Origin of the sequence: Marivibrio sp., assembly GCF_040218065.1 — a bacterium.
GTDB lineage: Bacteria > Pseudomonadota > Alphaproteobacteria > UBA8366 > Aestuariispiraceae > Marivibrio.
In genome coordinates, this window is sequence record NZ_JAVJQE010000010.1 from 90,173 (window position 1) to 112,561 (window position 22,389).

The 22,389-nt window shown below is 65.3% G+C and carries 19 protein-coding genes; 10 read left to right on the top strand and 9 right to left on the bottom strand.

Annotated features, from left to right (window positions below; genetic code table 11):
• Positions 1–51: 51 nt before the first annotated feature.
• The 3 genes from RIB45_RS10460 (at position 52) to RIB45_RS10470 (ending at position 3,229) form a co-directional block, all read left to right on the top strand.
• A complete protein-coding gene (locus tag RIB45_RS10460; RefSeq protein WP_350050211.1) occupies positions 52–1,032 on the top strand; it encodes a methyltransferase domain-containing protein in 981 nt (326 codons plus the stop codon).
• A 120-nt stretch (positions 1,033–1,152) separates the two neighbouring features.
• Positions 1,153–2,205, top strand: coding sequence for a glycosyltransferase (locus tag RIB45_RS10465; RefSeq protein WP_350050401.1), 1,053 nt, complete (start codon positions 1,153–1,155; stop codon positions 2,203–2,205).
• A gap of 13 nt (positions 2,206–2,218) precedes the next feature.
• Positions 2,219–3,229: an SDR family NAD(P)-dependent oxidoreductase gene (locus RIB45_RS10470; RefSeq protein WP_350050212.1), complete on the top strand. Its 1,011-nt coding sequence runs from the start codon at positions 2,219–2,221 to the stop codon at positions 3,227–3,229.
• Here RIB45_RS10470 and RIB45_RS10475 read toward each other — a convergent pair.
• From RIB45_RS10475 to pseI, 3 genes are read right to left on the bottom strand one after another with little or no spacing between them, the layout of a single operon-like run.
• Positions 3,220–3,882 (bottom strand): NUDIX hydrolase, encoded by a 663-nt coding sequence (locus RIB45_RS10475; RefSeq protein ID WP_350050213.1) that lies wholly within the window; start codon positions 3,880–3,882, stop codon positions 3,220–3,222. The genes RIB45_RS10470 and RIB45_RS10475 overlap by 10 nt on opposite strands.
• Complete coding sequence (locus tag RIB45_RS10480; RefSeq protein WP_350050215.1) at positions 3,879–4,985, bottom strand: HAD-IA family hydrolase; 1,107 nt, start codon at positions 4,983–4,985, stop codon at positions 3,879–3,881. The genes RIB45_RS10475 and RIB45_RS10480 overlap by 4 nt, the downstream gene beginning before the upstream one ends.
• The gene (gene pseI / locus RIB45_RS10485; protein ID WP_350050216.1) at positions 4,982–6,232 is read right to left on the bottom strand and encodes a pseudaminic acid synthase; all 1,251 of its coding nucleotides are present in this window, start codon (positions 6,230–6,232) and stop codon (positions 4,982–4,984) included. The genes RIB45_RS10480 and pseI overlap by 4 nt, the downstream gene beginning before the upstream one ends.
• Positions 6,233–6,661: 429 nt before the next feature.
• Here pseI and cysD point away from each other — a divergent pair, with 429 nt between their 5' ends.
• From cysD to RIB45_RS10505, 4 genes are read left to right on the top strand one after another with little or no spacing between them, the layout of a single operon-like run.
• The gene (gene cysD / locus RIB45_RS10490) at positions 6,662–7,570 is read left to right on the top strand and encodes a sulfate adenylyltransferase subunit CysD (RefSeq protein WP_350050217.1); all 909 of its coding nucleotides are present in this window, start codon (positions 6,662–6,664) and stop codon (positions 7,568–7,570) included.
• Positions 7,570–9,492, top strand: coding sequence for a sulfate adenylyltransferase subunit CysN (gene cysN / locus RIB45_RS10495; protein ID WP_350050218.1), 1,923 nt, complete (start codon positions 7,570–7,572; stop codon positions 9,490–9,492). Before cysD ends, cysN begins: the two co-directional genes overlap by 1 nt.
• Positions 9,489–11,996 (top strand): alpha/beta fold hydrolase, encoded by a 2,508-nt coding sequence (locus RIB45_RS10500; protein WP_350050219.1) that lies wholly within the window; start codon positions 9,489–9,491, stop codon positions 11,994–11,996. Before cysN ends, RIB45_RS10500 begins: the two co-directional genes overlap by 4 nt.
• Positions 11,993–13,387, top strand: a complete 1,395-nt coding sequence (locus RIB45_RS10505) for a glycosyltransferase family 39 protein (RefSeq protein ID WP_350050220.1) — start codon at positions 11,993–11,995, stop codon at positions 13,385–13,387. Before RIB45_RS10500 ends, RIB45_RS10505 begins: the two co-directional genes overlap by 4 nt.
• Here RIB45_RS10505 and gmd read toward each other — a convergent pair.
• Positions 13,378–14,418, bottom strand: coding sequence for a GDP-mannose 4,6-dehydratase (gene gmd, locus RIB45_RS10510; protein WP_350050221.1), 1,041 nt, complete (start codon positions 14,416–14,418; stop codon positions 13,378–13,380). The two genes, RIB45_RS10505 and gmd, sit on opposite strands and share 10 nt — an antisense overlap.
• A 96-nt stretch (positions 14,419–14,514) precedes the next feature.
• Entirely contained in the window at positions 14,515–15,318 is an 804-nt protein-coding gene (locus RIB45_RS10515; RefSeq protein WP_350050222.1) for a pyridoxine 5'-phosphate synthase, read from the bottom strand.
• Positions 15,319–15,646: 328 nt separating this feature from the next.
• Between RIB45_RS10515 and RIB45_RS10520 the strand changes: the two genes are divergently transcribed.
• Both RIB45_RS10520 and RIB45_RS10525 read left to right on the top strand, forming a co-directional pair.
• Entirely contained in the window at positions 15,647–16,735 is a 1,089-nt protein-coding gene (locus RIB45_RS10520; protein WP_350050223.1) for a hypothetical protein, read from the top strand.
• Complete coding sequence (locus tag RIB45_RS10525) at positions 16,732–18,111, top strand: MBOAT family O-acyltransferase (protein WP_350050224.1); 1,380 nt, start codon at positions 16,732–16,734, stop codon at positions 18,109–18,111. The genes RIB45_RS10520 and RIB45_RS10525 overlap by 4 nt, the downstream gene beginning before the upstream one ends.
• Here RIB45_RS10525 and RIB45_RS10530 read toward each other — a convergent pair.
• The 4 genes from RIB45_RS10530 to RIB45_RS10545 form a co-directional block, all read right to left on the bottom strand.
• Complete coding sequence (locus tag RIB45_RS10530; protein WP_350050225.1) at positions 18,096–18,890, bottom strand: class I SAM-dependent methyltransferase; 795 nt, start codon at positions 18,888–18,890, stop codon at positions 18,096–18,098. The genes RIB45_RS10525 and RIB45_RS10530 overlap by 16 nt on opposite strands.
• A 5-nt stretch (positions 18,891–18,895) precedes the next feature.
• On the bottom strand, positions 18,896–20,389 hold the full coding sequence (locus RIB45_RS10535) for a glycosyltransferase (protein ID WP_350050226.1): 1,494 nt from the start codon (positions 20,387–20,389) through the stop codon (positions 18,896–18,898).
• A 102-nt stretch (positions 20,390–20,491) separates the two neighbouring features.
• A complete protein-coding gene (locus RIB45_RS10540; RefSeq protein WP_350050227.1) occupies positions 20,492–20,686 on the bottom strand; it encodes a hypothetical protein in 195 nt (64 codons plus the stop codon).
• Between the two features lie 153 nt (positions 20,687–20,839).
• On the bottom strand, positions 20,840–21,409 hold the full coding sequence (locus tag RIB45_RS10545) for a peptidylprolyl isomerase (RefSeq protein ID WP_350050228.1): 570 nt from the start codon (positions 21,407–21,409) through the stop codon (positions 20,840–20,842).
• 98 nt (positions 21,410–21,507) lie between these two features.
• Here RIB45_RS10545 and RIB45_RS10550 point away from each other — a divergent pair, with 98 nt between their 5' ends.
• Entirely contained in the window at positions 21,508–22,158 is a 651-nt protein-coding gene (locus tag RIB45_RS10550) for a hypothetical protein (protein WP_350050229.1), read from the top strand.
• Positions 22,159–22,389 lie beyond the last annotated feature (231 nt).

The following is a 22,389-nucleotide window of genomic DNA, read 5'->3' on the forward strand; positions in this document are numbered from 1 at the left end:
GGGCTACCTCCCTGCGACCCTCCCACCAGCGCAATTTGCAGAGAGCGACTTATGAAGCCGAAGGCGTTAGAGTATCTCGTTTGCCCATCCTGCAAGAAAGAATTGACTCTAGAAGAAGCGGTCTACGACGGCCACGGCAAGGACATTGTCGAGGGGCGTCTGCATTGCGCCGAACAAGGAGTCAGTTTCCCTATTCTTAACGGCGTTCCGGTGTTTCTTGAAGAATTCAAAGAAATGGACCGGACGCAGAAGGCGTTCGGCAACCAATGGAAGTTGCATTCCAAAGGGTTCTTCGAAAAGGGAAAAATCTTCGGTCGCGACGAGCAGAAATGCCTGGGTCACATTGAAGAATACTACGGTCTGTCCGCTGAACGAGGCGATGGGAACGGGAAGGTTTTTCTCGATGCGGGGTGCGGGCTTGCGCCGTACGCCAAGACCTTCGCCAAATATTTCCCGGGGGCGGAATCCTTCGGGGTCGACATGAGCGAAAGCGTCATGCATGTCGACAGCGAGGGGCTTGAGAACCTTCACTTGGTGCGGTGCGACCTCCGTAATCCGCCTTTTAGGGAAGGCTTCGCCGATGTCGGATGGTCCTACGGCGTGCTGCATCACACGCCGGACACGGAAGACGCTTTTCAGCGTCTGGCGAAAATCATCAAGAGCGACGGCCAGCTGTATATTTGGGTGTACAGCAAACACAATACAAAATACTCTTTTCTTATTAGGTCGTTGCTTGTGGCCCCCTATCGGTTTCCGCTGAAAGTAAATTACGTCCTGTCGTATCTGTTCGCCGTGCCTGTTTGGCTCGTCTACAGGGCGCACTATTTGGTGCGCAGCCTGAACAAGGATGTCAGGCCGAAACTGAAGAAGCATGGCTACCTGAATATCGCCACGGGCATCCACGATAGTCTCGTTCCCGAGTATCAAAACTATCATTGGGTGGATGAGGTGAAGGGCTGGTTCAAAGCGGCGGGCTTTGAGACCGTTGAAGTCGTTGGTGATATCGGCGTAGTCGGCGCTCGTAAGCGCTGAGCTTTAGACGGCGGCGATAATCACGCTCTTGTCCGCGTCCGAGAATGGCCGTCGGCGCGCTTTTGGGCCCGGTGTTAGCGAGAGGCTTCGGCTATTCGAAGGCTGCACACAGCGCTGATTATTCCAAGCTTTGCCGGCGGCGGGGCGGAACGCGTCATGCTCAGCGTCGCTTCGGAATTGGACCGGTCGCGCTTTGCACCTGCGCTCGTGGTTCTGGACGCAGAGGGACCTTTGGCGTCGGCGGCGCCGGCCGACGTGCCAGTCACCACCCTGGCCGCTCCCCGGTTGCGCCATGCGCTGCCGGCCCTGTACCGGACGCTGCGCCGAATGCAGCCGGACGTCGTGCTGTCTACGATGGGTTATCTCAATTTGGCGGTTTTGGCCGCGGGCCGGCTCGCTCTCGCGCCGCACGCCCGGATTCTGGTTCGGGAAGCAAACCAAGTGTCTGCAACGCTGAACGCCTTTCCATCGAAGGCGTTGGGTCGATTCGCCTATCGTCGCTTGTATCGTAAGGCCGATGCCGTTCTTTGCAATTCTTCGGGCGTCGCGCGGGAACTTGCGGAGGTGGGCGTGCCGCCCCAATCCATCAAGCTGATCGGCAACCCGATCGACACAGCAGCCCTAAGGCGCCGCGCAACCGGGGCCGAGCAGACGCCAGGTCGTTTCGTCGCCGCCGGTCGTTTGATGAGGCAGAAGGGGTTCGACCGGTTGGTGGATTGGTTCGCCGCAATGCCTGAGGCCGCGACGCTAACCATATTCGGCGAAGGACCGGAGCGCCCATCGCTCGAGGCCCGGATCGCCGCCGCCGGGCTGGCTGCGCGTATCGATCTTCCGGGTTACGTCCCGGAGATTTGGCGACAGCTTGCGGGAGCGGACGCATTCTTGATGCCGTCGCGATGGGAAGGTATGCCAAACGCCGCATTGGAAGCCCTCGCCCTCGGCGTGCCGGTCATCGCGACGGAGGAGGCTGGCGGCTTGAAGGAGCTTCGCGGAGAGGCGCCGGGCGATCGGCTGCTCTTGGCGGAGGACGGCGCCGAGTTCGTTTCCGCCATGCGCTCTGCCATACGCACCGAGCCGATTCCGCCCGGTTTGCGCGACTCCGCGTTGCCGGCGCGCTTTTCCAAACCGGTTGTCGTCGCGCAATACGCCGCGCTGATGGCTGGAGAGACATGACGGAGGGGGCGAGATGACTGTTTACGACGGTAAGCGCGTTTTCGTTACCGGGGCCGAGGGGTTTATCGGTTCCCATCTCGCGGACGCGTTGGTTCGCAAAGGCGCCTCGGTCACCGCCCTCGCGCTGTACAATTCTTTTGGAACTTCGGGTTGGCTAGACAGGCTGGATTCTGAGGTCAGGAAGGCTATGCACATCGTGCATGGAGACGTTCGCGATCCGCACATGATGCGACGGCTCATACACAATCAGGATATCGTCTTCCATTTGGCCGCCCTAATAGCGATCCCCTACTCTTACGCGGCGCCGCAATCCTACGTGGACACGAACGTCTCGGGCACTTTGAACATCCTGGAGGCCGTCAAAGGGGGTGGGGCGGGCCGACTCGTCCACACCTCGACATCCGAAGTCTACGGGACGGCTCAGTTCACGCCGATAAGCGAATCGCACCCGCTGCAGGGGCAATCGCCCTATTCCGCCAGCAAGATCGCAGCCGACCACCTGGTGGAGTCCTACGTCCGTTCTTTCGAAACTCCCGCCGTCATATTGCGTCCTTTCAATACGTTCGGTCCCCGTCAAAGCGAGCGCGCAGTAATCCCGACCGTCGTCCGGCAAGCGCTTGACCCCGCCTGCGCCGAGATCCGGCTGGGAGATCCGTCCCCCGTTCGCGACTTCAACTACGTCGAGGACATCGCGGCCGCCTTTTTGGCCGCCGGCTCTGCGCCTGATCTGCCGCTCGGCAGGCCGTTCAATGCGGGCAGCGGACGCGCGGTCACGATCGGTGAAATGACGGAACGGGTCCGCGAGATCACGGGCTGCAACAAACCTATTGTCGAGGAAAGCGCGCGGAGGCGTCCGGCGCGCTCCGAGGTGTTCGAGCTTTTGGCGGATCCCAACGCCTTCGGGTCGGCGACCGGCTGGCGGTCTGAGATCGGCTTCGAGGTCGGATTGGAGCGAACCGTCGAGTGGTGGCGGAACGAAATCGCCGCCGGGCGCCTCCGATTGGACAGCGGCTATCAGGTGTAGAGGGCGTGCACGATCAGGCGGGCGTGATTGGCCGCGAGTTCGCCCTGCCGGGTGAGGAAATGTATGGGGTCGGCGGCGACGGCGATCTCCGGATACTCCGGCGTGCGCGGCAAACGATGCAATGCCGCAGCATCCAAAGGGGTGCGGATTGGCAGGAGAAAATCAATGACGCCGCTTTGCGTATCTTCAAGCCACCCCACGGGGGCGTCTATTTCGGCGGGAATCGGGCCGATTTCCTCATCAAGCTCGGTGCGGATTTGACTTTCGAGTGTCGCATCCGGAGTTAGGGTGCCCGACGGTGCCAACTCCCACATGCCGGGATCCTGGGAAACCGTCTTGCCGCGGCGTCCGAAGACCAATCCGTCGGCGCACTGAAGAACGCCGGATACCGCGACAGGCCGCAGCGCCAAGTCTTGAGCCAATTCGGCGTCTTCTCGGCATGCGATAAATGTTCGGTAGCTCGTCACCGCGCAATGAAAGGCAGGCGGCTCAATACTCCTCGCCACGAGAACCCGATCGTCCGTAAGGTCCGGGCGCGCGCGAATCGCGGTCTCCCAAATCATGCCGATCCGCGCGTGCTGGCTATCGGAAAGCGGAAGCAGGCCCTGCGTAATGATGGATGGGCGGCTGGATAGAAAATGCACCTCGCTCATCGTGACGCGCCCAATTTCGCGAACAGCTGGAAGCGGTCTGACGTTCCTACGCGAGTGAAGCCGCATGAGTCGAAAAGACGCAGAGACGCAGCGTTCTCGATCGCAACGCTGGCCGTAAAGCGCACGGGGCCATGCATCGCAGCCACGGCGTCCATCGCTTGTTCAACGCCGCGGCGGCCGAGCCCCTCGCCGCGAGCGGCCGGCGCGACCGCGACCCCGATCTCGTAGCTTGCCTCCCCCCTCTGGTCCAAGCGCAGCATGGCCGTCGAGCGTGAAGCGCTCTCCAGGATGAAAGTAAGTCGACGGGTCAAAGTCGGGTCGAGCGTGAACCGCTGCTCCAGTTCCGACGGCTCCAGGCGTCGAGGGGTTGTGAAATAAGCAACGTCTTCTTCGCGATTTCGCAGGGCGAACAAGAAGGGACGATCGGCCTCTTTCGCCAAGCGCAATCGAGGCGCTGAAGGATCGAGGCGGTCAAGCGTTCGCGGTAGGCTCTCCACCCGGTCCGCCGCTCCACTCGGCGGTGTGCGGTCAAACGGGGCGTAGGCGAAGGTGTAGAGGCCTGCGGCGCTGGCGGCGGCGACGCCCTGCCGGCTATCCTCCACGGCAAGCGCCGCACTTGCCGCAACGCCCAGCGTCGCCAAAGCCGAGCGATAGGGCGCCGGATCGGGCTTGCCGGGCGAAAGGGCGCAATCGACAATGCAATCGATCCGGTCGGAAACTCCGTGGCGAGAAAGGAAAGCGACGACAGTCTCGCGACTGTTCGACGTTACGATCCCAGTGCGCCAGCCTCTGCTGCGAGCGGCCTCCAGAAGCGACAAGGCGCCGGGAGTGGGGTGAACGCGCTCCTGAGCCCAGGCGACTTCCTCTCGATAGCGTGACAAAGCCGTCTTCTGATCAAGCTCCAGATTATGCTTTGTTCGGAGGTGTTGGACGATCTGATCCAGCGGCGGGCCGTTTAGCTCCTCGAACTCCGCCGTCGTCGGAGCGAAGCGACACGCGGTTGCGAAGCGACAATAGGCGTCCCACATCGGTTGTAGGCTGCCGGCCAACGTCCCATCGAAGTCGAGCAACAACGCGTCAACTTTTTGGGGCGGCTCTTTCATTGAGCGACGTCTTCCCAACTCAAGGGGTCTCCGGCTCGCAACGCGCGTGCGGCGGGTCGCCCCAATAAGTCGGGCAACACCTTGGGAGGCAATCCCAGACCTGGCCGAATGGTGCGGACGTTCGCCGCGCTGAAAAGCTCTCCGGCCGCGATGTCGGCGACCGCGTAGAGAGAGCGTCTGAACTCCAGCGAGCCCCGCTCCTTCTCTTGCGGGCCATAGCTGACCCGCCCACGTGCGCGCCACGCCGCCTTGGTCACCCGGACGAGATCCTCGAGTTGTTCCGGAAGGCAGGAAAAGGCGCTGTCGGCTGTTTCCGGCTCGCGGGCGTCGATGACGTGCTTCTCGACGATGCAGGCGCCAAGCGCCACCGCCACCGCCGCCTGCGTTTGATCGAGCGTATGGTCCGAATAGCCGATCGGCAGAGCGAACTCGGCGGCCATGTCGGGTATGGTCGCCAAATGCGCCTCCTCAGGGTCGCTTGGATAGCTGCTGTTGCACCGAAGCAGCGCTATCTGCTTTGCGCCGCCCGACCTGGCGGCCGCCACGGCGTCGGCGATTTCCTCCCGCGTGCATAGCCCGGTGGAAATGATCAAGGGCTTCCCCGTGGCCGCGCAAAGCGCGATCAAATCAAGATCGACCGCCTCGAAAGAAGCGATCTTGTGGACCGGCGCTGCAAGTCCCTCCAACATGGCGACAGACTCTGGCCCAAACGGAGAAGCGAACGGTGTAACCCCGGCGTCGCGAGCGGTCTTAAAGAGTTCTGGAAACCAGGCGTAGGGCGTCGCGGCGCGTTGATAGAGAGCGTAGAGCGACTCTCCCTTCCACGGACTGTCCGCGGTTACGACGAAGCCGCGACGATCTATATTCAAGGTCATTTCGTCGGCCGTATAGGCCTGAAACTTGACGGCGTCCGCGCCGCATTCGGCCGCCAGGCGGATAATTCGCTTGGCCCGCTCGATATCGCCCCCGTGATTGGAAGATACCTCCGCGATAATATACGGAGGATGTTCCTGGCCGATCCGCCGACCGTCAATTTCAATCCAGTCCATCATCAGAGTTCGTCCTGCGATTAGTTTCAGGCCGCCGCCTTCGCCCTGTGTTTCGCGATCCAGGCCGTAGTCGCTCCGCGACGGGAAACCGTCTGTAACCGACTTTGAAACGGATCGCAAAGACGAAGCCGGAGACTGGCGGCGGGGTGCGTGCGGCGGCGCCGCCGTTTGCTTCGGCTCTTGCTGGGCGAGGCTCATGAGACCTCCTCCGCGGAGCCGTCCTGTTTGCCCTCAACTCGGATTACGGTCTTCTGTTCCTTGATCGGCATCGACGCCGCTTTCCACCCGCTTCCCTTCGCGGCGGTCTTTGGGTCGGAGTCGTTGCGCGATTGAAGGCGGCGGCGTTTCGCCGGGAACCGATCGTGATCCACACGCGCCTCTATACAAGCCGAAAGTCTTCTCGAGAGGTCGGCCGACAGGCCGCAACGGATCGGATCGTTTGCGGTCCGGCGGCCCCGGCGGCGGACGCTGTCGAATCACGCGCCGAGAGACCTCCCGCGCGCCGTTTTCCGGGCTAATCCGCCTCCGACGGCGGTGGCGGAAACCATTGTGGGAACCGATTGCTTTGGTTAAACACGACGCCTGTGCAAAAGGCCTTCTCGCGGGACCGCGATAAAGAAAAGAGACATGAAAAACGCCGTTTTCACCCACCTCCGCCGCATTGAGGCCGAGGCGATCCACATCATCCGCGAAGTCGCGGCCGCCTTCGAACGGCCGGTGATGATGTACTCCATCGGCAAGGACAGCTCCTGCATGCTGCATCTGGCGGAGAAGGCGTTCTACCCGGCGCCGCCGCCGTTTCCGATGCTGCACATCGACACGACCTGGAAGTTCAAGGAGATGATCCAGTTCCGCGACCGGCGGGCGGCCGAGATCGGCATGGATCTGATCGTCCACACGAACGAGGAGGGCCTGGCGCGGGGGGTCAATCCTTTCAGCCACGGCTCGGCCGTCCACACCGACGTGATGAAGACCCAGGCGCTGAAGCAGGCGCTGACCAAGTACGGCTTCGACGCCGCCATCGGCGGCGCGCGGCGGGACGAAGAGAAGAGCCGCGCGAAGGAGCGCGTCTTCTCCTTCCGCACCAAGGATCACCGCTGGGATCCGAAGAGCCAGCGCCCCGAGCTTTGGAACATCTACAACACCCGCATCGCCAAGGGGGAGAGCATCCGCGCCTTCCCGATCAGCAATTGGACCGAGCTCGACATCTGGCAGTACATCCATCTGGAGGGGATCGAGATCCCGGATCTCTATTTCGCCAAGGAGCGCCCGGTGGTTGAGCGCGACGGCCAGCTGATCATGGTCGACGACGACCGCATCCCGATGGCGCCCGGCGAACAGCCGATGATGAAGAAGGTCCGGTTCCGCACGCTCGGCTGCTATCCGCTGACCGCGGCGATCGAGAGCGGGGCGGAGACCTTGCCGGAGATCATCCAGGAAACCCTCGTCAGCCGCACCTCCGAGCGCCAGGGCCGCATCATCGACCACGACCAGTCGGGATCGATGGAGAAGAAGAAGCAGGAGGGCTACTTCTGATGAGCGATCCCACGCTCTCCGCGATCGCCGATGCGCAGAGCCCCGAGGAGGTCGAGCGCTTCCTGGAGGAGCAGGAGCGCAAGGACCTGCTGCGCTTCATCACTTGCGGCAGCGTCGACGATGGCAAGTCGACCCTGATCGGGCGGCTGCTGTTCGACAGCAAGCTGATCTTCGAAGATCAGCTCTCGGCCTTGGAGCGGGACAGCAAGACGAGCGGCACCGTGAAGGGCGGGATCGACCTAGCGCTGCTGGTCGACGGTCTGCAGGCCGAGCGCGAACAGGGCATCACCATCGACGTCGCTTATCGCTTCTTCGCGACCGACAAGCGCAAGTTCATCGTCGCCGACACCCCGGGGCACGAGCAGTACACCCGCAACATGGCGACCGGCGCCTCAACGGCGGAGGCCGCCGTCATCCTGATCGACGCGCGTAAGGGCGTGCTCACCCAGACCAAGCGCCACAGCTTTATCGCCAGCCTGACCGGCATCCGGCACGTGGTGCTGGCGGTCAACAAGATGGATCTGGTCGGCTACGACAAGGCGACGTTCGAGCGCATCGTGGGCGACTATCAGGCGTTCGCCGACCAACTCGGCTTTGAGAGCGTGACGCCGATTCCGCTGTCCGCGCTCGACGGCTCGAACGTGCTGCGCCGGGGCGCGGCGGAGACGCCCTGGTACGACGGCCCGACCTTGATCGAAGTGCTGGAGACGATCGAGACCGCGCAGGACTGGGCGGCCCGGCCCTTACGTTTGGCGGTGCAGTACGTCAATCGGCCGCATCTTGACTTCCGCGGCTTCTGCGGCGTGATCTCGGCCGGACGGGTCAAGCCGGGGCAGGAGATCGTCGCCTTGCCCTCGGGCCGCAAGAGCCGCGTCGCCCGGATCGTCGACTACAAGCGCGATCTGGACGAAGCGCAGGCCGGCCAGTCGGTGACCCTGACGCTCGAGGATGAGATCGACGTCTCGCGCGGCGACGTGCTGGCGGCGGCCGACGCCCCGGCGCAGGTGACCGACCAGTTCGCCGCCCACATCATCTGGATGGCTGACGCCGAGATGCTTCCCGAGCGGCAGTATCTCTTCAAGTTCGGCCCCGCCGAAGCCTACGGCGCGGTCACCGAGCTGAAGCACAAGATCAACGTCAACACGCTCGAGAAGGCGTCCGGCAAGACGGCGACGCTGAACGAGGTGGTGTTCTGCAACGTCGCGCTCGACCGGGCCGTCGCCTACGACCGCTACCAGGACAATCGCGAGACCGGCGCCTTCATCATCATCGACCGCTACACCAACCAGACGGTGGGCGCGGGCATGATCTCCTTCGGTCTGCGCCGCGCGACCAACCTGCATTGGCAGGCGCTTGACGTGGACAAGCGCGCGCGGGCCGCGGCCAAGGGCCAGAAGCCGGCGGTGCTGTGGTTCACCGGGCTCTCCGGGGCGGGCAAGTCGACCATCGCCAATCTGGTAGAGAAGAAGCTGACGGCGCTCGGCCGGCACACCTACACGCTGGACGGCGACAATGTCCGCCACGGGCTAAACCGCGATCTCGGCTTCACCGACGCCGACCGGGTGGAGAACATCCGCCGCGTGGGCGAAGTGGCGAAGCTCTTCGTCGATGCGGGTCTGATCGTCCTCGTCTCCTTTATCTCGCCTTTCCGCAGCGAACGCGCGCTCGCCCGCTCGTTGGTCGAGGAGGACGAGTTCCTCGAGGTCTTCATCGACACCCCGCTCGACGTCTGCGAGAGCCGCGATCCCAAGGGGCTCTACGCCAAGGCGCGCGAGGGCGCGATCAAGAACTTCACCGGCGTCGATAGTCCCTACGAAGCGCCTGAGGCGCCGGAACTGCGTCTCGACGCGTCCTCGCTGACCGTGGAGGAGGCGGCGGAGCAGGTGATTACTGCGCTGCGCGCGCGAGGGATGATCGATTGATCGGATCGGCGCGCTTCGGCTCGGCTCTGCGGCGGCGCCTGCCCACCCCGGCGGAGGCTTCGGCGCGGGCCCTTCGTCTCGCTGAGGAGGCGGCGCTCTGGTGGCGTCTGGCCGATCGCCCGCGCGTCGTCGGCGCGCTGCTCGGCTTGTCGGCTCCGCTCGTCATCTTCGGGAACACCGTCCTAGCTGTCCTTTTCGGGTTGGCGACCATCGCGGCCGCGCCGGCGCTGCGCGATCGGATTCTCCGCTGGCGGCTGCAGGGCCTGATCTTCACGCCGGCCGGCGCGCTCGGCCTGGCGACCGGTCTTTGGTGGGCGGCGACCTGCCTTTTCTCGCAAGACCCGTGGGGGTCGGCCGAGGTGGTGCTGCGCATCGCCGCGTTCATCGCGGCGGCCTGCTTGATTGTGATGGTTCTCGCCGAACGGGCCGACGCGCGACGATTGGGGGAGACCTGCTTCCTTGTCGCGTTCGCCGCCTGCACCGTGGCCGCCGCGATCGCCATGTACGGGGCGGAGGGGCTGCTGCGGGCGTTCGCGCCCTTCACGCGCGATCTCACCGACCCGCTCACCTTCTTCAAGAGCTACATGTCGGTCGTCGCCCTCGCGACGCCGGCGGCGCTTTGGATCGGTTGGCGGCGGGGCGGGTGGCTTTTGGCGTGCGCGCTGGCGTCGCTCATCGCCGGCGGCTTCTTGATCTGGGGGAACGGTCTGCAGACCGGCAGGGCGGCGCTGGGCGGGCTAGCGGCGGCGGCCGCGTCGGTCTTGCTGGTGCGTTTGATGCGGCGGGCGAGTCCGGCGATCCGGCGGGCGAGCGCGGCCTCTCTTATGGCCGGGGCCGTCGCCTTGGGCGGGATCGTGATGCTGCAGCTCCCCGCTCCGCCGATAACCGAGGAGCAGGCCGCCGATCCGCCCCTGCCGGTGATTGATCTGCATCGGCAGGCGATTTGGGGATTCGCCCTCGACAAGGCGCTGGAGCGCCCGATCCTGGGCTTCGGCGTCAACACGATCAATGAGGCGCCGGGAGCCAACGAGCAGGTTCTCGATCTCAATCAGGAGTACATCCCCTCGCATCCGCATAACTGGGTGCTCGAAGTTTTCGCCGAGACCGGCGCGCCGGGCGTTCTGCTGCTGCTTGCGAGCCAACTTGCCTTGGCTTTGGCGTTTGCGAGACAGGCCTTGACGGGCCGTGCCGGGGGATACGCCGCGTTAGCTGTCCTGGCGGCCTTCTGGGTCAGTTCGCTGGCCAACTTCTCCATCTGGTCCGCCTGGTGGCAGATCGTGTTTCTCGCCTGCGCCGCCTTGCCTGCGGCGCGCCTGATGGGGCCGACGATCGTCGATCGCGAAGCCGACGCGGTTCCTGCGGCCGATTGGCGGCGGATCGCGCTGTGCGCGCTTGCCCTGACGCTCGCAGCGCTGCTGGCGCTGGTCTGGTATGCGCGGAAGACCGAGGAAGGATACATCCTCTACAAGCGGCTCTTCGCGGAGTCGGAATTCATCTATGACGACGTCCGCCCTGAGATCGAGGCCGTCGATCCGGCGAGCCTGATCCGGCCGGAGGACGCGCCCGCGCTGGCCGCTATCCGTGCGGACGTAATCGCGGCGATTTGGGGCGAGGCCGGACTGCCGGCCGCGCGCGGCCCAGCGCAGGTGACGCCCCACGATCAGGCCGCCTATGGCCTGGGCCGCGCGGTGAGCGGCTTGCAGGTGGAGCGGGTCGAGATTCCCATCGAGGCGAACTACCAATCGGTCGGCTGGATTCTGACGCCGCCTGACGGCACGGGCCGCGCCGTGATCTACAACCATGGCTACGCCGGCGACGTCAGCCAGGCTCAGCCCTTAATCGACCGCCTGCTGCGGGCGGGGTTCACGGTCGCGGCGTTGAACTTTCCCGGTTACGCCGAGAACGCCTACCAACGGTACGACCATCCGCGCTTCGGCCCGATCAATTTCGATCACGACTTCCTGCTGTTCTTCGCGGACAGACCGCTTCGCTTCTACATCGAGCCGCCGATCGTCGTCGCCAACCACCTGCGCCGGGCGCACGGGGCGCGCAGCGTGGACGTGATCGGCTTTTCGGCCGGCGGTTGGGTGAGTGCGACCGCCGCTGCGGTCGATCCGCGCTTCGCGCGCAGCGCCTCGGTCGCTTCCTTCCTGCCGCTCTACATGCGCGACCGGACGAACAGCGGGGAGTGGACGCCGCCCCACCTCTACCCGCCGCTTCTTCAGGCGACGAACTATCTCGAGATTCCGCTTCTGGCGGCCGTCGGGGAGGATCGCGCCTATCTGCAGATATTCAATCGCTACGATCGCTGTTGCTACCGCAATCGTCTCGGACGGCTCTACGAGCCGGCGATCAAGGCCCGGCTTGAGACGTTGGGGCAGGGAGGCGCCTTCCAGGTTCTCCTCGATGAAAGCCACGCCCGGCACGAGGTCTCCGCGTGGTCCGGCGAGCGCCTGGTCGACTTCCTCACAGCCGAGCGAGGCCGTCCGGAGGACGAAAATTGAGCGCCGCGGCCGCCGATAGGGCGCGCGTCTATTGGGCCCTCGGCGGGCTTTACTGTCTGATCGCCGCCGCCCTTCTTGCGGCCGTCCCCTCCGAGACGTTCGTGCGCCATGCGGCCGACGCCGGCAGTTGGATCAATCCGGCATACGGCTTGGCTTCCGGGCTCGGCTTCGTCGATCCGGCGGCGCCCGAGACGCCTCTGACGGAGCGGCCGCCGGGCTACCCGGCGTTTGTAGCGGCGGCCATGACGCTCGCCGACGACGGCTATCCGGCGCTTGTCGTGGCCGTTCAGCTTGCGATTCTCTTGGCCACGGCTGCCCTGATCGCACGTTGGGCGGAGGAGGAAGGCGCGGGGCTGGGACCCCTCGCATTCGGCCTAGCGGCGTTCAACCCGAACAGTTTCGGGGCGGCTTTCTACGTCCAAAGCGAGACATTGTTCGCGCTGACGACCGCGCTTGCCGCCTATTTGTTGATCCGCTTCGCTCGACATCCCGGCCTGAGCCTTGGGGCGGGGCTCGGCGCCGCCCTTGGGGCGGCCGCTTTGATCCGTCCGGAGGGGCAGGTGCTGCTGGCGGCCGCCGTCCTCGGCGCGCCCGTCTTGGCGTTGGCCGCGCGGGGGCGGACGCCATGGCGCCGCCTGGGGGCCGGGCTGCTGGTCTGTCTCGCCGTCGGCGGCGCGACGACCGCCCCTTGGATGGCTCGGAACGCGGCGTTGGGCGAAGGGTGGCGGATGACGGGGCAGGGCAATACGACCTATTACCTGTGGGGGGCGGCGACTCAGCTGGAGATGATCGCCGAAGGGGTCGGGGGCGCCGAGGCGGAGGCGCGCATGCAGGCGGCGCAGAGACGGACGGCTGAGGCCTATGAGGGAGATTGGGCTGTGTTGAGCGAGGCGGAGCGGCAGGTCGTCCTGCGCGACGCGGCGCTTGAAAAGATCCTCGACTATCCCGTCGGCGTCATTCTGCGCAACGTGACGATGGCGACGCTTCAGTTCCTGGGCGGCGGCGGCGCGGGTCGACTGTTCATCCTTGCCGGCGAGCCTCAGGCGGCGCCCTTCGCCTTCATGCAACGCACGGAGGAGTCGGATTATCTGGACGCCGTGACAGGCGCCTTGCAGGAGGCCGACGCCTTCCTGATCCTAATCTGGGTTGCGGCTCTCAGCTACGTGGCGGCGACGCGGATTCTGGGGCTGGTCGGAATCTATCGGATGGTTCGCGCCGGGCGCTGGGATCTGCTGCTGCTGCTCAGCGGAGCGATCCTTTTCTTCGCGTTGATCTTCCCGTTCTACGGGCTCTCCAGATTCCGATTGCCGGTCGAGTTCGCCTTCGTGCTGCTGGCCGCCTTCGGGGCGCTCGGTGGACGATGCGGCTCCGCGCGGTCCGCTCAGGCGTAGTGACGCTGGGCGACCGTGTAGCCGGCCTCGACCAGGGTCTTTTCCCGTTCGGCCTGCTCCAGGTCGTGCGCGACCATCATCGTCACCAACTCTGCGAAGCCTACCTTCGGCGCCCAGCCTAGGGCCGCGCGCGCCTTGCTTGGGTCGCCGAGCAGCAGGTCGACCTCGGTCGGACGAAGATAGCGCGGATCGAATTCGACGAAATCCTTGTAGTCCAGGCCCGCCTCGCCGAACGCCGCTTCCAGGAACTCGCGCACCGAATGGGTCTCGCCGGTGGCGACGACGTAGTCGTCGGGCGACTCCTGCTGCAGCATCAGCCACATCGCCTCGACGTAGTCGCCGGCGAAGCCCCAGTCGCGCTTGGCGTCCAGATTGCCGAGAAAGAGCTTTTCCTGCAGGCCCATCTTGATGCGGCCGACGGCCTGGGTGATTTTCCGGGTGACGAAGGTCTCGCCGCGACGCGGGCTCTCGTGATTGAAGAGAATCCCGTTGGCGAGATAAATGCCGTAGGCTTCGCGGTAGTTCACCCCGAACCAATAGGCCGCCACCTTGCCGACCGCATAGGGGCTTCGCGGATAAAAGGGCGTCGCCTCGGACTGCGGCGCGGGGGCTGCGCCGTACATCTCGGACGAGCCGGCCTGATAGACGCGCACCTGATTGCCGGTGTTGTTGATGTAGTCGCGCACCGCCTCCAAAAGCCTCAGCGTCCCGGTGCCGACCACGTCGGCGGTGTATTCCGGCTGGTCGAAACTGACGCGCACATGGCTTTGGGCGCCGAGATTGTAGACTTCGTCCGGCTTCACATGCTCCAGCAGACGGCGCAGACCGGTTCCGTCCGCCAGATCGCCGTAATGCAGTTTCAGGCGCGCGCCGGTCTCGTGCGGGTCCTGATAGATGTGGTCGATCCGCTCGGTGTTGAAGGTTGACGCCCGGCGCACGATGCCGTGCACCTCATAGCCTTTCCCCAACAAAAGCTCCGCCAGATAGGAGCCGTCCTGCCCGGTGATGCCGGTGATGAGCGCGCGTTTCATGGGGGCGACCTTTTTCCGCTTTGCTGCGTTTCAAAAGGTCGTACGCGCCGGATTCGGGAGGGTCAAGGCGCTTGGCCGCGGCGCAGTCCTCGACCGTCAGGCCGCCCGGCGGCCCGCAGCGGGCTTCGCGCCCAGCGCGTCGAGATAAGCCTTGGTCGCGCCCTCGAAGCCCATCCACAGGGCGTCTGCGATGAAGGCGTGGCCGATCGAGACCTCGTCGAGGCGCGGCAGGGCGTTCATCAGCGCGCCGACGTTCTCCGTCGTCAGATCATGGCCGGCGTTGATCAGCAGGCCGGCGGCCGTCGCCGCCTCCGCCGTCTGGACGTAGTCGGCCAGGATCCGCGCGCGCTCCGTCGTCTCGAAGGCGTGGGCGTAGGGGCCGGTGTAGAGCTCGACCCGGTCGGCGCCCAGTTCGGCCGCCTTGGCCATCACCTCGGCCGCGCGGCCCGCGTCGGCCTCCGCGTTCATGAAAAGGGAGACGCGCGCGCCCGCCTCGTGCAGCGCGGCGATGCGATCGGCGAGGCGATCGGCCTCCGCGAACACGTCCCAGCCGTTGTCGGAGGTGGCGGCCTCCGGGCTGTCCGGCACCAGCGTCGCCTGGTTCGGCCGCACGGCGGCGACGAGGGCCATGTAGTCGTCGAACGGATTGCCTTCGATGTTGTACTCGACGCCGCGGTCGCGCCAGCCCTCCGCCTCCAGCATCTCGGCCAGCGCGTGGACGTCGGCCTTGCGGATGTGCCGCTCGTCGGGGCGCGGGTGAACGGTCAGGCCGTGCGCGCCGGCTTTCAGGATCGTCCGGCCCGCGGCGACCGGGTCGGGATAGCCGACGTCGCGCTGGTTGCGCAGCAACGCCACTTTGTTGAGATTGACCGAAAGCTTAGTGGTCCCGTACGCGCTCATCATCGCTCCATGCCGCGCGCGTCGCTGTGCCGTCACGCCGTTCTTGCTCACGATTGGCCCTATAGATAGGGCGCAGAGGCGACTATGAGTAGGGCCATTTAAGATAATCGTCCCCGGACCGCTCAGCCGCCGCCTAGCGGAGCGCCGCGCGGACCTTGCTGGAGCGGATCGGGCTTCGGCGGACGGTCTGACCCTAGCCCTCTGCATCGCAAGACTCCCGCCGTCGCCCGCCGTCGTCGGCCTGCACCCGGCGCGGCGGCCGGCGTTGATCGCCTCGCGCAAACAAGCTAAGAGCCCGAGTGGTCGGGCGGGAACGGCGGGGGACGGCGTGCTGCGAGATTTCTGGCGGTTCAGGAGAAGGTCGCGCCCTGCCGAACCGGCCGCCGGCGCGGCGGCGTCCAACGCCGCGCGAACGTTCCTGTATCTTTCAGGCCTGTTCACGCTCGCCGGCTTTCTCGTCGTCTATTTCGCCCAGCGGCCAAGTGAAACCGACCACTTTGCGACCACCGAACGGCTGGCGGCCGCCGAGCTTCACGGGCGCCGCACGGTCGATCTGCAGGCCGCCAAAATGGCGCACGCGCGCCACAATCCGGTTTACACGCTCGGACTCTTCGGCAACTCTCGCTCGGTGCGCGTGAGCGCGCAGGACCTCGGCCTCGACCCGGATCAATATTTCAATTTCTCGGTTCCGGGGCTCTCGTACCGCGCAAGCGTGTTGACGCTCGAGCGGTTGGCAGCGGCGGGAAAGGCGCCCGCGACGAGCCTCATCAGCCTCGACAACTTGCACTTGGACTATTCGGGCCCTCCCCAAGTCCCTGATCAGATCGTGCGTTTGCGCCGGCTTGCAACTGATGTAACGCTCGGACTAAAGGAGCAGGCGCCGCCGCGCCAGGTGGCGAGAGCCGCTGTGCGCGCCGTGCGTCTCGAGGCGCAGGGCGTCACGAGCGCTTTCAACGCCGACTACTGGCGCAAGGTTCTCCTCGACCAAGACGCAGACGATATTACGGGCGCCTATCGCCTGGACGGCTCCTTCGCCCCACCCGCCGAGGAGGAGCGTGCGCGGGCTTTCCCGCGCCTGACGTTGACTCAACGCCAGATCTTGCCCTTCTATCTGGCCGCCGACATTCAACGGTTGGGGGAGTTGCAGCGGCGCTACGGCGTCCGCGTGGTCGTCGTTGAATCGCCCGTCCACCATTCGGTCCTGCCGATAGAGAGCCGACGACCGGCGCTCCTGCAGCAGTTTCTCAAGGCCTGCGAGTCCGCCGGGGTCGACTGCATGGCGGCGGAGAGCTCCGCCCCGTTCGTGCAAGGCGTCGCCTGGCCGGACGCGACGCACGCTCCGGGTTCGGCGCTGGGCCGGTATATCGGCGCAGCGCTGGCAGACGCCCTAGGCGAGCGTGGGAGCGCCCAGCGGTGATTTTCAACGACTTCGCCTTTCTGTTTCTTTTCCTGCCGGCCGTTTTGATGCTGTTCTACGCGCCGTTCCTGCGGCCGTATCGAGTGGCGACGCTCACCCTCGCGTCTTTCGTCTTCTACGGTTTCTCGGGCCTCGAGCACGCCCTCGTGCTGGCCTTCGACATCGCTTGGATCTATCTCGTGTGCAGGTCCCCGCGCTTTCCGGGGGATCGCGTAAGGCTGGCGGTCGCAATCATTCCGCCGATCCTCGCCTTGGTGTACTACAAGTATCTCGGCTTCATTCTCGGTTCGATGGGGCTCAGCCCTCCGTCAGGCGCCGTCGGACCCGAGGCCTATCAAGGTCTCGACATTCTGTGGGACGTCGCGCTGCCCGCCGGCGTGTCGTTCTTCACCTTTCAGGTCGTTTCGTACGCCATCGACCGCTATCGCATGCAAGTCGCGGAGCCCCCGCCGTTTCGACGGTTTGCGCTGTATGTGAGCTTTTTTCCACAGCTGGTCGCGGGGCCGATCGTTCGGTTTGAACAGGTCGCGGACGCCCTCAAGTCCTTGACCCGGTTTCGACCCAGCGCCGAGCAGCTTTATACGGGGGTCGTGTACATCGTCTGCGGGTTGGCGCTTAAGGTCCTCCTCGCGGACAGCCTGGCCCGCAGCCTCGCCCCGTTCGTCGAGGCGCCGGACAACCTCGGTCTCGACGCCTCGCTGTTTCTGATTTTCGGCTATAGTTTTCAGATCTATTTCGATTTCTACGGATATTCGCTGGCGGCGATCGGGCTCGGGCTTCTGTTCGGCGTCCGTCTTCCGCTAAACTTCCTGCGTCCTTACGAGGCGCTGAACCCGCGGGAGTTCTGGCGCCGCTGGCACGTGACCCTATCCTACTGGATTCGCGACTACCTATACCGGCCGCTCGGCGGGAACGAGCGCTACAGCCGAAACATTCTGATCGTCTTCGCCGTCTGCGGGTTGTGGCATGGGGCCGGCTGGACTTTTGTGATCTGGGGCCTTTACCACGCTGTTCTCGTCGCGGGTTACCGGCTGGTCCGGCCGGCGTGGGACGCGCTTCCCCGCGCGCTTCAGTGGGCGGGGAGCTTCAGCCTCGTGTCCGCGGGCTGGTTGCTCTTCGTCTTCGACTTCTCCGGAATGCAACGCTACGCCGCCTCGTTGGGGACGCCCGGGGCGCTTAGCGCTAGTTGGACCGACTGGGCGGTTCTGCTTATCGCCGCGGCGGTTTGCTTCGGGCCGAGCGTAGAGAAACTGGCTGAGGCGCCGCCGCTGAGCAAGGGGCGCGCCGCCGCGCTGGCCGCTTGCGGCGCGGCGCTCGCCTTTGCGACGCTGATGTTCGTCAGCGTGTCGGACAGCTTTATCTATTTCCGCTTCTGACGCGACCGACCGGCGCGCTCGCCGAGCGGCCGCTTCTCCATCACGATGAAGATGCGGAACGCGGCCCACATGCCGAGATAGGGCAACAGCCGCTCCTCGAGGCGCAACAGCCCGTCGGCCCATTTGGCGGGCAACAAGCTCCACCCTTTGAAGCCGCCGGTCAGCGGATAGGCGAAGAGGCTGAGCCAGCGGCGCTCGACGGTGCGCAGCTCGGGAACCCGATCGCTCAGCGCGATGCGACGCTCTTCGCGTTTGAACAGCAGGGTGGGGATCGCCTGATTGCTGTCGAACGGGTCCTTGTCGGTCGCGTTCGCCGCCGGGGAAAGCGGATCGGCCGTCATGTCCACCGGCTCTTCGTGCAGGAAGTGATAGAACAGCCAGGACAGCGGGGTAATCCCGGGATCCAGCATCACGATCCGACCGCCGGGCTTGAGCACGCGCGCGCTCTCTTCGAAGAATCGCGCCGGGTCGCCCAGATGGTGCAGCACGTCCAGCATGGCGATCCCGTCGAGGCTCTCGTCCGGGAAGGGCAGGCGGTGGGCGTCGCCGACGACGTCGATCCAGGGGCTTTCCAGGATGTCCATGCAGACGTCGGCGTTCAGCACGCCTTCGGAATGGCCGGACCCCGCCCCGATCTCCAGCCACACGCCTTCCTTGGGCAGGGAGGCCGCCATGCGCCGGTAATAGTCGGCGTAGACCGCGCGGAGGCTCGCCTTCTTCTCCCAGATCCGCCGATGCGCGGCGAGCCGCGGGTCGACGCTGCCCTCCGCCCCAGTCATGGCGCTCAAAAGGCCTTCAGCTTGCGCCAGGCGAAGACCACCATCTTCAGCAAGAGCCAACCGTCCCGGAAGCGGCTGATCTGCGGTTCGCCGTAGGTGCGGTCGGCGTAGCGGATCGGCACCTCGACGATTCTGAGATTCAGCTTCGCAGCCCCGAAGATCAGGTCGAAATCGCCGAACGGGTCGAAATCGCCGAAATAGCTGCGCCCTTCCTTCAACGCCTCGTAGTCTTTGCGCGTGATGACCTTGGTGCCGCACAAGGTGTCGGTGAAACGCTGGTTCAAAAGGAACGAAAAGATCAGCGCGAAAGTCCGGTTCGCCCAATAGTTCAGGAAGCGCATCGCGCCCTTCTCCATCGGGTAGACGAGGCGCGAGCCGTTGACGAACTCGCCCTTTCCGCGGGCGATCGCCTGGTAGTATTTCGGCAGTTCCTCCGGCGGCATGGTCAGGTCCGCGTCCAGGATCATCAGAATGTCGCCGCGCGCCTGATCGAAGCCGGTCCAGACCGCGTCGGCCTTGCCCTTGCCCGGCTGCTTGAAGACCTTGATGTCCCAGCCGCCGTTCTCGGCGCGGGCGTAGTGGTCGCGCACGCGCTCGCATTCCTCGAAGGTGCCGTCGGAACTGTTGCCCTCGACATAGATCACCTCGATATCCTCGCAGAAGCGGGGCAGGCGGGTGATGGCGCTTTCGATGTTGCCCTTCTCGTTGCGGCAAGGGACGAGCACCGTCGCCGACAGATTCGCCGGCCGCACCGCCCGGCTGGAGCGCGCGACCACGTAATGCCTGAGCGCAACGCGCCGGATCACCGGCAAGGTGCCGATGAAACGGTTGATCACGGTCCCCAGGCCGAGGAGCCGTCGTGGGACGATCTGGCGCCATTCGGTCTTGATCGGCTCGAAATCGGCGAGCGCGAGGATCGTCTCGACGTCCTTCGCGCCGAGATAATTGACCTCCGGCTGGCGCATCTTGAGCTTGGCGATTTCGCCGAGCCGCAGGATCGGCTCCCACAGGCTGGAGTAGTAGGCGACGACAACGCGCGTCTCCGGCCCGCACAGCCCGTGCAGCCCTTCCAGCGTCGCCTGACAATCGTCGAGATAACCAACCGTGTCGCTGAGCACGATCACGTCGTAGGGACGTCCCCCGTTATCGGCCAAGAGGCGCTCGACCAGAGGGGCGAGCCGCTCCACATCGCCGTGGTGAAAGCGCAGGTCCGGATGCTGGGCGCGCGCCTGCTCGACCATCTTGTCGGAGAAGTCCACGCCGACGCCGATTTTCGGCTCAAGCGCGGCCAGCAGTTCGCCGTCGCCGCAGCCGAGATCCAGCACCGTCTTCCCCGGCGGAACGAGAAACCGCATATACGCCCGATCATCCTGATAATAGCCGGCGTTGCGCGCCCGCCAGTCGGCGCGCTCGTCGGCGATGCGGTCCGCGAATTCGCGGATCGCCTGCTTGCGCGGCGAGAGTGCGCTCGGGTCGAACTCAGGGACCTGTTCGGGCATGGAATGGCTTGGAATCCAGCGGGGTTGGGAATAGCGGGCTGGATAGCGCCTGCGTTCACCGGACGCAAGGAAAAGCGCGGGCGCGGGGCCGGCGCACGGGCCTTAGGTCAGCAGATTGACCAGTTGGCCGCGTCCGCCGCTGTTGAGCGCTTGGGAGCCGGTCTGTTGAACCGCCTGGGTGACGAGCTGCAGGACGGCTTCGTCCATGCGCTGCTGTTGCTTGACCGCGGCGATCGCAAAGTTCTGCTTGGTGACCGCGGCGGACAACGCCACGGATGCGCCGGAGATGCTGGACATGTCGCGTCCGTCCTCCACGAAGGGGGCGACCTTCTGCCGTCCCGTGAAAACCGCTCGTGCGCGGCGACCGGCCGCCGCGGGGCCTGACGCGGGTTTCTCCCGCATCCAGATAAAGAGTATCGCGTCAGGCCCCGATCGGCAAGAACCGCCCGCTTACTGCACGTCCGCCATAACCCGCAGCGTGACGATCTGGTCGGGATCGCGGACCATGCCGCTGCCGGGCGCGCCCTTTTTCAGATCGTCGATCAGCGCCATGCCGTCGACCACCTCGCCCCAGACGGTGTATTGGCCGTTCAGGTGCGGGGCGCGGTCGAAGACGATGAAGAACTGGCTGTTGGCGGAATTCGGGTCCGGCGTGCGGGCCATCGAGACCGTGCCGCGCACATGCGGCGCGTCGGAGAACTCGGCCTTCAGGTCGGGATAGCTGCTGCCGCCGGTCCCGGTGCCGGTCGGGTCCCCGGTCTGCGCCATGAAGCCGTCGATCACGCGGTGGAAGACCACCCCGTCGTAGAACTTCTCGCGAGTCAGGGTCTTGATGCGCTCCACATGGTCGGGGGCGAGGTCGGGGCGCATGGCGATCGTCACCTCGCCGCCTTCGAGCGTCATGATCAGCGTGTTCTCGGGATCGAGATTTTGCGCCGCGGCGCCGCCGGCCGACAGCGTCAGGCCGAGGCCGAGGGCGAGCGCCAGACGACGCAGCGGGGAGCGGGGGGAAAAGGCCATGAAGTCGTCTCCGGTCGGTAGTGGAAATGCGGGTCGATCCCAGCTTTACTGGCGCAAACGGCGTGCGTAAAGCGCAAGCGCCCGCTAAACTTCGCCGCATGAGGTGGGGACCTTGTCTTGCGGCCGCGCTGTTGGCGCTGGGCCTCGGCGTCGCGGGCGGACCGGCGGCGGCCAATCCGATTCCCGTCGACGGCAAGGATCCGCGCGACGGCACGGCCGTCACCGGCTTCCGCCTGCAGTCCGAGGACGGCGGGGCGTTCCTCTATTTCCTGTGCGACGAGGGCGAGCAGAACCCGCGCCTTTGGATCAGCCACGCAGAGACGATCGGCGAGTCGACCAAGCCCTTCCGCCTCGCCTATTCGATCGACGGCGGGCCGCGGCAGGATCATTGGTTCTTCGTATTGCCGAACCTGAAATCCGGGGCCTTCTTCCCGCGCTACAATCAGATGTACGAGGCTCGCTTCGGCGAGACGCCGGAAATGTTCGACAAGCAGGCCGGCTCGGTCAACCAAGCCTACGTCGACTGGTACGACAACATCTACAACAGCGTCGTCGCGGATTTCGGCTTCGGCGGCGACGCGGCCGTGGTCAAGCTGTGGGAGGCGACCGACGGCGCCGCCGACGGCGGTCGGGACGGCGCCTCCTATACCTACCTCTTCAACCTGATCCCGCTGCCTGATTTCATGCCGCGGCTGAAGAGCTGCTACGAGTCGCCGCGCAACTACACGCCGGTGACGCCGTCGGGGTGAGGGGTCTTCGTTAGACGGTCGCCTGGGCGCTGCAGCGCCGAGATGGTTGATCAGCGCGCTTTGCGGCCCGCACCCCCACCTCGAGCCTCCCCCCACTCGAGGGGAGGATGAGAATGAGCTTTCCGCGTTGAGGGCGGCGCCGTCCGGGAAAAATTGGGTTCGTATCGTCGTCCCGGCCTTGAGCCGGGCCAACCGGTGTAGGAGGGGCGCTCAGGCTCCGGTCGTCCCGGC